Here is a 7,767-nt window from a genome sequence, read left to right as displayed (position 1 = left end):
TTACTACTAATATACGAGGAGTGAGAATATGGATTTTAATTTACGCGGAAAAACAGCATTAATTTTAGCTTCCAGTCAAGGACTGGGTTATGCGATTGCCGAGCGGCTTGTTAAAGAAGGAACAAATGTTGTCATCTCCGGCAGGGGGGAGGAAAAATTAAAAGAGAAATGCAGACAGCTTGAGGTAATCGGAAATGGTAAAGCGGTCTATCGGAAGGCTGATATTAAGAATCCAGCTGATATAAAAGGGCTGGTGTCGTTTGCCATTGAAACATTTGGCAGAATTGATATGCTCGTGAATAATGCTGGCGGCCCTCCTGCTGGTTCGTTTGAAGAATTGTCAGATGAACAGTGGCAGGCCTCTTTTGAATTAAACTTGCTTTCTTATGTACGAACGATTCGGGAAGCATTGCCATATTTAAAACAGCAAGGAGGAAAGATTCTTAATATTGCTTCTTCGTCCATTAAAGAACCAATTCCAGGTTTAATTCTATCAAATACCTTCCGTACAGGAATCATTGGCTTATCGAAAACATTGGCTACTGAACTTGCCCCGTATAATATTCTTATTAATACGATTGCGCCGGGGAGGATTGCGACCGACCGAGTTAAACATTTAGATCAAGTAACTGCGGACAAGCAGGGGCTTGATCTAAAAACAATTGAAACACAAATGAAAGCCCTTATTCCATTAGAGCGTTATGGCACCCCGGAGGAATTTGCGAATGTTGCAGTATTTCTGCTTTCTGATGCAAATTCATATATGACAGGCAGTGCATTATTAGTGGATGGCGGTATGGTCAAAGCCATTTAACAACGAAAAGCGCAAGTGCCTCGTTAGCTCCGACAAGCACAAGATGAGACGGCCTAAAGGTTGCTTTTTAACCTTTTGGACGGATTGGCTTGTGACCTCGAGGGGCTAGGCGCTGGAGCTAGACAAGAAGAAATTACCACAAGTGGCCTCCATTTACGTTTATTACCAATTTTTTTTGGCTAAGGTAAAAATATAAAAGGAGTGTTTAGAATGTATAAAAAAGATTTTGTGGTTTTTGCTCTGCTGATAGGAATAATTAGTACCAGTCTGTTAAGCGGCTGCAATGTTTTATTATCCAATGAATCGATTGTAAACCGCTATGCTGACGCACTCTTGACAAAAAATAATGAGATTCAATTCCGCTTTCGCATCAATAACGAGATCATTGAAGACCATCAATTATATAAGGTAAAAGTAATGATTCACGATGAGAAATTAGCGGCTGCAATAGGAAAAAGAGAGATTATTTATGGCGAGGAACAAGTGCTTAATGGAGAATATTTAGACGTAAAAGGAAAAAGTGAAAAATATATTTACATGGACCCAATCCCATTAAAAGCGGATTTGCATATTCAGGAACTTCAAAACATGATTGAACAAAATAAAGCGGTTTCCATAGAAGTGTTTAATAATAAGGAAGTATTTGGACGTGCCTATTTAACCAATTTTTCATCAGAACTATAAAGAAAAAATAAGATGAGAGGGGAATAAAAAATGTTATCTTCTGACATTACGATTGGTTTCATTGGAACAGGTGTGATGGGGAAAAGCATGGCGTCACATTTATTAGCAGCAGGTTATCCATTGGTTGTCTATTCTAGAACACGAGAGAAAGCACAAGACTTATTGGACAAAGGGGCAGCTTGGACTGGTACACCCAGAGAAGTGGCGGAAAAAGCTTCGGTTATTTTTACAATGGTTGGTTATCCGGCGGATGTTGAAGAAGTATATTTAGGTGCAGAGGGTTTAATTCCACATGGGAAAGCGGGGAGCTATTTTATAGACATGACAACATCTGCTCCATCGATAGCCGTTAAAATTTATCATGAAGCAAAGAAACGGGGCATTTCCTCCATCGATGCACCAGTTTCTGGCGGCGATGTTGGTGCACGGGAAGCAAAACTTTCGATTATGGCTGGGGGCGATCCTGAGGCATTCGAAGCAATCCTCCCGATCTTAAAGCACTTAGGAACAAATATCGTTTACCAAGGAAAAGCAGGGGCTGGACAGCATACGAAAATGAGTAATCAAATCGCGATTGCCTCCAATATGATCGGTGTTTGTGAAGCCATTATTTACGCCCAAAAGGCCGGATTAAATCCGGAAACAGTCCTTAAAAGTATCTCAACCGGTGCAGCAGGCAGCTGGTCATTAAGCAATCTTGCTCCAAGAATGTTACAGGGGAATTTTGAACCAGGTTTTTACATAAAGCATTTTATAAAAGATATGAAAATTGCTTTAGATGAGGCGGAACAGATGGGAATGGAAGTACCTGGACTTTCTTTAGCTAAATCTTTATATGATCAATTGGCAGAAAAAGGCGAAGAGAACAGCGGAACCCAAGCATTATATAAATTCTGGAACAATTAGTTAGCTCTTTTGGCCGTTATTGGAAGGCATAATTTCTTTCTGCAAACCTGATACTAGTAATAGCTTGTTGTTAGGGAGGAATATTTGATGGCCAAAAGAACAAAGAAAAATGATGCGAAACAAAAAAATAAAAAGGGCTTTGATTCAGCTGTTCTAAACGAAGAATTTGCCCATGAAATGGGAGCAGCTGATACAAACAAAATCCATAAGGATAAAGCGAAAAAAGTAAAAGCAGCAAAAAATAACGGAGAGTATACTGGGCAATAATACGTAATATGCCGCAAGACCCTCAGATAAAAAATCTGAGGGTCTTCTATTATATTTATCTCCATTTTTGAAGGTACTGCTTAATTCGTCCTAAACCGAGTTCTAACGTTTCGCGTGAACAGGCAAATGATAAACGGAAGTAGCCTTCACCATACTTTGAAAAGGCGCTGCCGGGAACCACGGCAACCTTTGTCTCCTTTACAAGGTCAAGGGCAAAATCAAAGCTGTTTAAAGGTATTGTGGCAGGAATTTTTACAAAGAAGTAGAAAGCACCTTCTGGTTTGACGGTTTCAAGGTTCATGTCATTTAAGGCTTCAAATACGTAATCTCTTCTTGCTTCATACTCTTTTCTCATGGTTATTGCATCATTGAACCCAGCTGTCAGGGCTTCATAAGCCGCTTTTTGAGCAATCGAATTGGCACATGACACGTTATATTGGTGAACCTTAAGAATGTGCTTGGCGATGCCCTCTGGGGCAAATAAAAAGCCAATCCTCCAGCCGGTCATTGAATGGGATTTAGACAATCCGTTAATAATTATTGATTTTTCCTTAAGAAAGCATCCAATTGATTGGTGTTGGCGGCCAAAGGTAAGTTCACTATAAATTTCATCTGCCAAAATAAAGATGTCCATCTCTTTCAAATAGGCAGCAATTTCTTTTAATTCATCCTCTGTTAAGCTTACTCCGGTTGGATTTGATGGATAAGGGAGGACAATACACCGCGTTTTATCGGTAATATACGGTTTAATCATCTTTAAAGTAAAGCGAAATTGATTTTGTCGTGTATCGACATGCACCGGAATTGCACCCATCATGCGAATGATTGGTTCATAGCCAGGGTATATTGGTCCGGGTAAAATGACTTCTGACCCTTTTGTTAAAATGGTTCTAAAGGCAATATCAATTGCTTCGCTTGCTCCAGTTGTAACAATCACTTCTGATTCGGGTTTATAGTGCACTCCATATTTTTCGGCTGCAAAATGACATGCAGCTTTCCTTAATTCAATTGTACCCGCATTATGGGTATAAGTAGTAAAATCATCTTCTATTGCCTTGATACCGGCATTTTTTATATGCTCCGGAGTTGGAAAATCGGGCTGCCCAATGGTCAAAGAAATGAGATCATCCATTTGGGAGACCATGTTTGAAAATTTTCTAATTCCCGAAATTTCAATGTCTTTTACATGCTGGTTAATTAAATGTTCCAATTTGTCCATCCTTCCATTTTTAAAGCCAGGAGCATCTTCCTGGCTTTAAGTCATAGGATTAAATTTAATATCTTTCACCCAATTTTTTAAACACCGGTTTTTGATAGTTACGCTGATGATTTTTCGGAGATCTGGGTGCATCAGTATGTTCCATGACTCCTGTATACGATTGTAAAATTGCTTTAGCAGTATTAAGAGACATGACTGCCTTGGGATTTCTTACCTGGCTATCAAGCTTTCCTAAATGCGGAAGATTAATAAAGTCTGTCTTTGTAGGAGGAATATGAAATAAATATCTTCCGCATTCAACTAAGCAATCCGACTGCTGCTGGCTGTTCCGCGGATTTTCAGAAAAGTGTAGACCAATCTTTTTTGCTTTTCCTTCTTCGATCAATCTCTTTAATGATTCCTGTTTTAATTTGTATAAAAATTTGGGATTAATCGCTGTTTTAGCATGACGATTAACGATAAAGACAGCTTGTGAGAGGTTTTCGATGGTTTGATTTTCATTTGTTTGAGGACGATTCTGATCGGGATTCAAAATATTTACTCCTTTCTATTATTTCAACCAACTATATTATACCTTTTTTTTGTTAAAATAGAAAAGTGTTAGCAAAATAATTTTAAAAAAATAAAAAAGAAAGCATAATTTTTTATGCCTTCTAAGTCCGAAATGTAAATACCGTAAGTTCTGGTTTTGATAAGAAGCGAAATGGGAGTCTTGTTGTACCGATCCCTCTATTTACATAAAGGGTTAATTGGTTATTATCCCCAAGGGAATAAAGACCTTCTAAATATTTTTGGGCAAAAGGAGGCTTGATTAGTGCTCCGATGAAAGGGATCTTCACCTGGCCGCCATGGCTGTGACCGCTTAACTGCAAATGAATGGGGTAGCGTAATGCATCTTCAGCAAGGTCAGGTGCATGTGATAACAGAATAGTAAAATGGTGTTTCGGCACATTTTTCATCGCTATCGATATGTCAGGAGTCCCTAGCATGGCATCGTCAATTCCTAGTAAATAAATTCTGCTTCCATCTTGGAGCTTAATGGTTGACGATTGATTTAACAGCACAGTAAAATTTGCAGCTTCCATAATATTTCGGTAAAGGTCCGAACCATAACCACCGTGGTCATGATTGCCAAAAATGCAGAATTTCCCTAGAGGAGCGTGAAGGCTGTCTAAAATCGGTAATAGCCGATTTATTTCTGTATACTTATTAGGTTCGTCCAATAAATCTCCTGTAAAAAGGATTATATCAGGTTTTAGCTGGTTAATTCGATGGGCAAGTTTTTTAATTTGTTTAATGTTATATTGAAATCCAAGGTGAGTATCACTGAATTGAACAATTCTTATACCATCAAAGCTTTTGGGGATTAGTGGGTGTATAATATCCATTTGCTCAATGCTCAGCATAGAGGGCTCAATTTTATTTGCGTAATAATATCCACCTGAACTTAAGCCAAGCAAGGTAAACAATGAACCAATTGTGCGTTTCAAAAAGGTTCTCCTCGTCGTTTTTTTGGGCATATTTCTACCAACCTATACTTTATTAACTTTCAATTTACAGTCCATATGTATTGTCTTTAAAAATGCAAAATATTGCAAGTGAAAAGTTCCTTATAGATTTATATGCTTTAAATCGCAAAAAAGCAGCTTAAATTTCCAAGCTGCTTTTTTTAATTGAGATTTATTTGTAACTTACCGCACGTCTTTTTAGTGCTTCCCAAGAAGAAATAAAACGCTTTTTTCCAACTCTTACTTGCTTGCGTCCTGATAACGGATCATTTAAATATACATAATTGGCATCATAGCCTACGAGTAATACAACGTGTAAATCAAGCGGTGTTTTAATGTAATGCTTCCCGTGATACCAGCCTTCTGGGCGGTCTGGAAGACGATAATCCCCAGTAGTCCAGATAACAACTGGATAGCCCGCCGAAACATGAGCTAACACACGATCAAACGGCTGGTTAGTTAAATTAACCGCTCTGCCAGGGAGCTTCTTGTTAATTAAATCAATCATCGGTTTGTCATAAACAGCATATCCTGGCCGTTTTCCTGTCATATCACCAACAAAGCCATCTGCGGGATTTCCCCAACGCAATATATCGCCTTTTGCTGATTTAATAAGCGGATCAGGATCCTTTTTTATCATTTGATAAAGCTCTATCTTATTCGTCTTTACCCCTGCATACTTTAGCATCATTGTCAAACTGGTTACTTCACAGCCATATTTTAACTCAGGGTTTTGTTTAATTAAAACGACATCAAGCAAAGCTGAATCTTTCCTTTTTTGTCCGTTTTCCGTTTTGCTGCTTTTGTATTTATTGGCCGTTTTTATTATTTGTGCGTTAAGTTCTGTATTTGAGGTCTTTTTTTGTTTGCTGTTTACTTCAGTTTCCTTTGTTAATTCAAAATTTGATTGAGTCGAATTCCTTATTTGCATTGTGGAGGTCTTTTTATCGTCATTTATCTGACTGCAGCCTAACATCGGCAGAATTAAGGCTAATATGCTGAGTCTTTTCATTCACTGATCCTCCTTTAAAAGAGAACTGACCTTATTGTTTGATTGTTTCTTCGGCGCTATAATGGTATCCTTTTGGCAAAGAACGAAGGTCATTTGAATTGCGTATGGTATAATGATGAATATCAATTTTTTTGGAGGTACTTGGATGGATGCTTTGGAAATTCTCTCTGATTTAGAAAATGTTTTTCCTTATTTCCAGCCGATATTTAGTGCCGATGAACAATTAGTCATTGCCTATGAAGTATTAGGAAGATATCAATCAGAAGGTACAATCATAAGCTTAGGGCCATTTTTTCAAGACGATCAAATTCCTGATGAATATAAATTTGAAGTGGATTTGATCTTAGTGAAAAAGGCCCTTGAAAAAGCACTGAAGCTCGACGAGGATGTAAGTATTTATTTAAATCGTAATGCGGATCTGCTAATGTATGGAAATGGCGAGCCGTTCTTACAAGAACTACTAGAATTTGAAAAAAAAGGTTTAAGCTTAAACCGTGTTGTATTGGAAATTTCTGATCGAAACTATGAAGGGGATTTAGACCAATTTGACCACCTTTTACAATATTATAGAACGTATGGAATTAAGATATCGCTGTCTAGTATAGAAAAAGCAAGTCATTTCGAAAGAATTGCCCAGCTTGAACCGGATATCCTAAAAATAAATTTAGAGGCTCTGAAATCGACGGCAACTGGAATGAATTTTAATGATGTATTGTTTACTATTTCACTTTTAGCAAGGAAAATCGGGTCAACCCTCCTGTTTGAAAATATTGAAATGAGCTATCAGCTGCAGTTCGCCTGGAAAAATGGCGGCCGGTATTATCAAGGCTTTTATTTACATCCCCCTGGAGCCGATTTTATACCTCGGGATTTTTTAATTCATCGATTAAAGGAAAAGTTTCATGACTTTATCTCTTATGAAAAGAAAAAATTAGAGGCTGTGTATTTGACTGCTGAGTTTTTTCAAGCGAAAATACATGATTTGGTTTTAAAGTATAAAAAATTAGGCTATGAAGGGCTTTTTCAAGCCATCGTAAAGGAAATGGATCAAGTTACTTTTCGAATGTATATATGTGATGAAGACGGTTTTCAAAAGTCAGCAAACTTTTTTAAAGGTAAGGAAGGCTGGTTTTTACAAAAGGAATATAAGGATAAAAACTGGAGCTGGAGACCTTATTTTTTGGAAAATATAATAAAAATGCGAAATGAACGGAAAGGAATATTGTCCGATTTATATAGTGATATTGAAACAGGCGAAACAATTCGCACCTTTTCGTTTCCAATGAATGGTAACGAATATTTATTTATAGACATTTCATATCATTATTTATTTGAACATGATCAATTACTGTAAGAA

Annotated in this window: 9 protein-coding genes; 5 read left to right on the top strand and 4 right to left on the bottom strand. The window is 37.5% G+C overall.

Features of this window, described 5'->3' with window-relative positions; genetic code table 11:
* Nucleotides 1-28 precede the first annotated feature (28 nt).
* From IE222_RS24835 to IE222_RS24820, 4 genes are all read left to right on the top strand, one after another.
* Entirely contained in the window at nt 29-814 is a 786-nt protein-coding gene (locus IE222_RS24835; protein ID WP_191277072.1) for an SDR family oxidoreductase, read from the top strand.
* A gap of 210 nt (nt 815-1,024) precedes the next feature.
* The gene (locus IE222_RS24830; protein WP_191277071.1) at nt 1,025-1,498 is read left to right on the top strand and encodes a hypothetical protein; all 474 of its coding nucleotides are present in this window, start codon (nt 1,025-1,027) and stop codon (nt 1,496-1,498) included.
* Between the two features lie 30 nt (nt 1,499-1,528).
* Nucleotides 1,529-2,404, top strand: a complete 876-nt coding sequence (locus IE222_RS24825) for an NAD(P)-dependent oxidoreductase (RefSeq protein ID WP_191277070.1) — start codon at nt 1,529-1,531, stop codon at nt 2,402-2,404.
* Between the two features lie 87 nt (nt 2,405-2,491).
* The gene (locus IE222_RS24820; RefSeq protein ID WP_191277069.1) at nt 2,492-2,671 is read left to right on the top strand and encodes a hypothetical protein; all 180 of its coding nucleotides are present in this window, start codon (nt 2,492-2,494) and stop codon (nt 2,669-2,671) included.
* A 55-nt stretch (nt 2,672-2,726) separates the two neighbouring features.
* Here IE222_RS24820 and IE222_RS24815 read toward each other — a convergent pair whose 3' ends face one another.
* The 4 genes from IE222_RS24815 to IE222_RS24800 form a co-directional block, all read right to left on the bottom strand.
* Nucleotides 2,727-3,881 carry an aminotransferase A gene (locus tag IE222_RS24815; RefSeq protein WP_191277075.1) on the bottom strand — a complete coding sequence of 385 codons (1,155 nt, stop codon included), beginning with the start codon at nt 3,879-3,881 and terminating at the stop codon, nt 2,727-2,729.
* Between the two features lie 64 nt (nt 3,882-3,945).
* The gene (locus tag IE222_RS24810; RefSeq protein ID WP_191277068.1) at nt 3,946-4,422 is read right to left on the bottom strand and encodes a YkyB family protein; all 477 of its coding nucleotides are present in this window, start codon (nt 4,420-4,422) and stop codon (nt 3,946-3,948) included.
* 121 nt (nt 4,423-4,543) lie between these two features.
* Nucleotides 4,544-5,410 carry a metallophosphoesterase gene (locus IE222_RS24805; protein ID WP_191277067.1) on the bottom strand — a complete coding sequence of 289 codons (867 nt, stop codon included), beginning with the start codon at nt 5,408-5,410 and terminating at the stop codon, nt 4,544-4,546.
* Between the two features lie 160 nt (nt 5,411-5,570).
* On the bottom strand, nt 5,571-6,410 hold the full coding sequence (locus IE222_RS24800) for a C39 family peptidase (RefSeq protein WP_191277066.1): 840 nt from the start codon (nt 6,408-6,410) through the stop codon (nt 5,571-5,573).
* 145 nt (nt 6,411-6,555) lie between these two features.
* On the opposite strand from IE222_RS24800, the gene IE222_RS24795 reads away from it, so the two are divergent.
* Nucleotides 6,556-7,764, top strand: a complete 1,209-nt coding sequence (locus tag IE222_RS24795; RefSeq protein WP_191277065.1) for an EAL domain-containing protein — start codon at nt 6,556-6,558, stop codon at nt 7,762-7,764.
* Nucleotides 7,765-7,767 lie beyond the last annotated feature (3 nt).

The sequence above is a fragment of the Neobacillus kokaensis genome (assembly GCF_014656545.1).
GTDB lineage: Bacteria > Bacillota > Bacilli > Bacillales > Cytobacillaceae > Neobacillus > Neobacillus kokaensis.
This window is presented reverse-complemented; position numbering and strand designations above follow the sequence as displayed.

Bases quoted from the DNA above. Each gene is read 5' to 3' on its own strand.
- IE222_RS24800 (WP_191277066.1), bottom strand. From the start codon at position 6,410: ATGAAAAGACTCAGCATATTAGCCTTAATTCTGCCGATGTTAGGCTGC.
- IE222_RS24820 (WP_191277069.1), top strand. From the start codon at position 2,492: ATGGCCAAAAGAACAAAGAAAAATGATGCGAAACAAAAAAATAAAAAG.
- IE222_RS24805 (WP_191277067.1), bottom strand. From the start codon at position 5,410: ATGCCCAAAAAAACGACGAGGAGAACCTTTTTGAAACGCACAATTGGT.
- IE222_RS24825 (WP_191277070.1), top strand. From the start codon at position 1,529: ATGTTATCTTCTGACATTACGATTGGTTTCATTGGAACAGGTGTGATG.
- IE222_RS24835 (WP_191277072.1), top strand. From the start codon at position 29: ATGGATTTTAATTTACGCGGAAAAACAGCATTAATTTTAGCTTCCAGT.
- IE222_RS24795 (WP_191277065.1), top strand. From the start codon at position 6,556: ATGGATGCTTTGGAAATTCTCTCTGATTTAGAAAATGTTTTTCCTTAT.
- IE222_RS24830 (WP_191277071.1), top strand. From the start codon at position 1,025: ATGTATAAAAAAGATTTTGTGGTTTTTGCTCTGCTGATAGGAATAATT.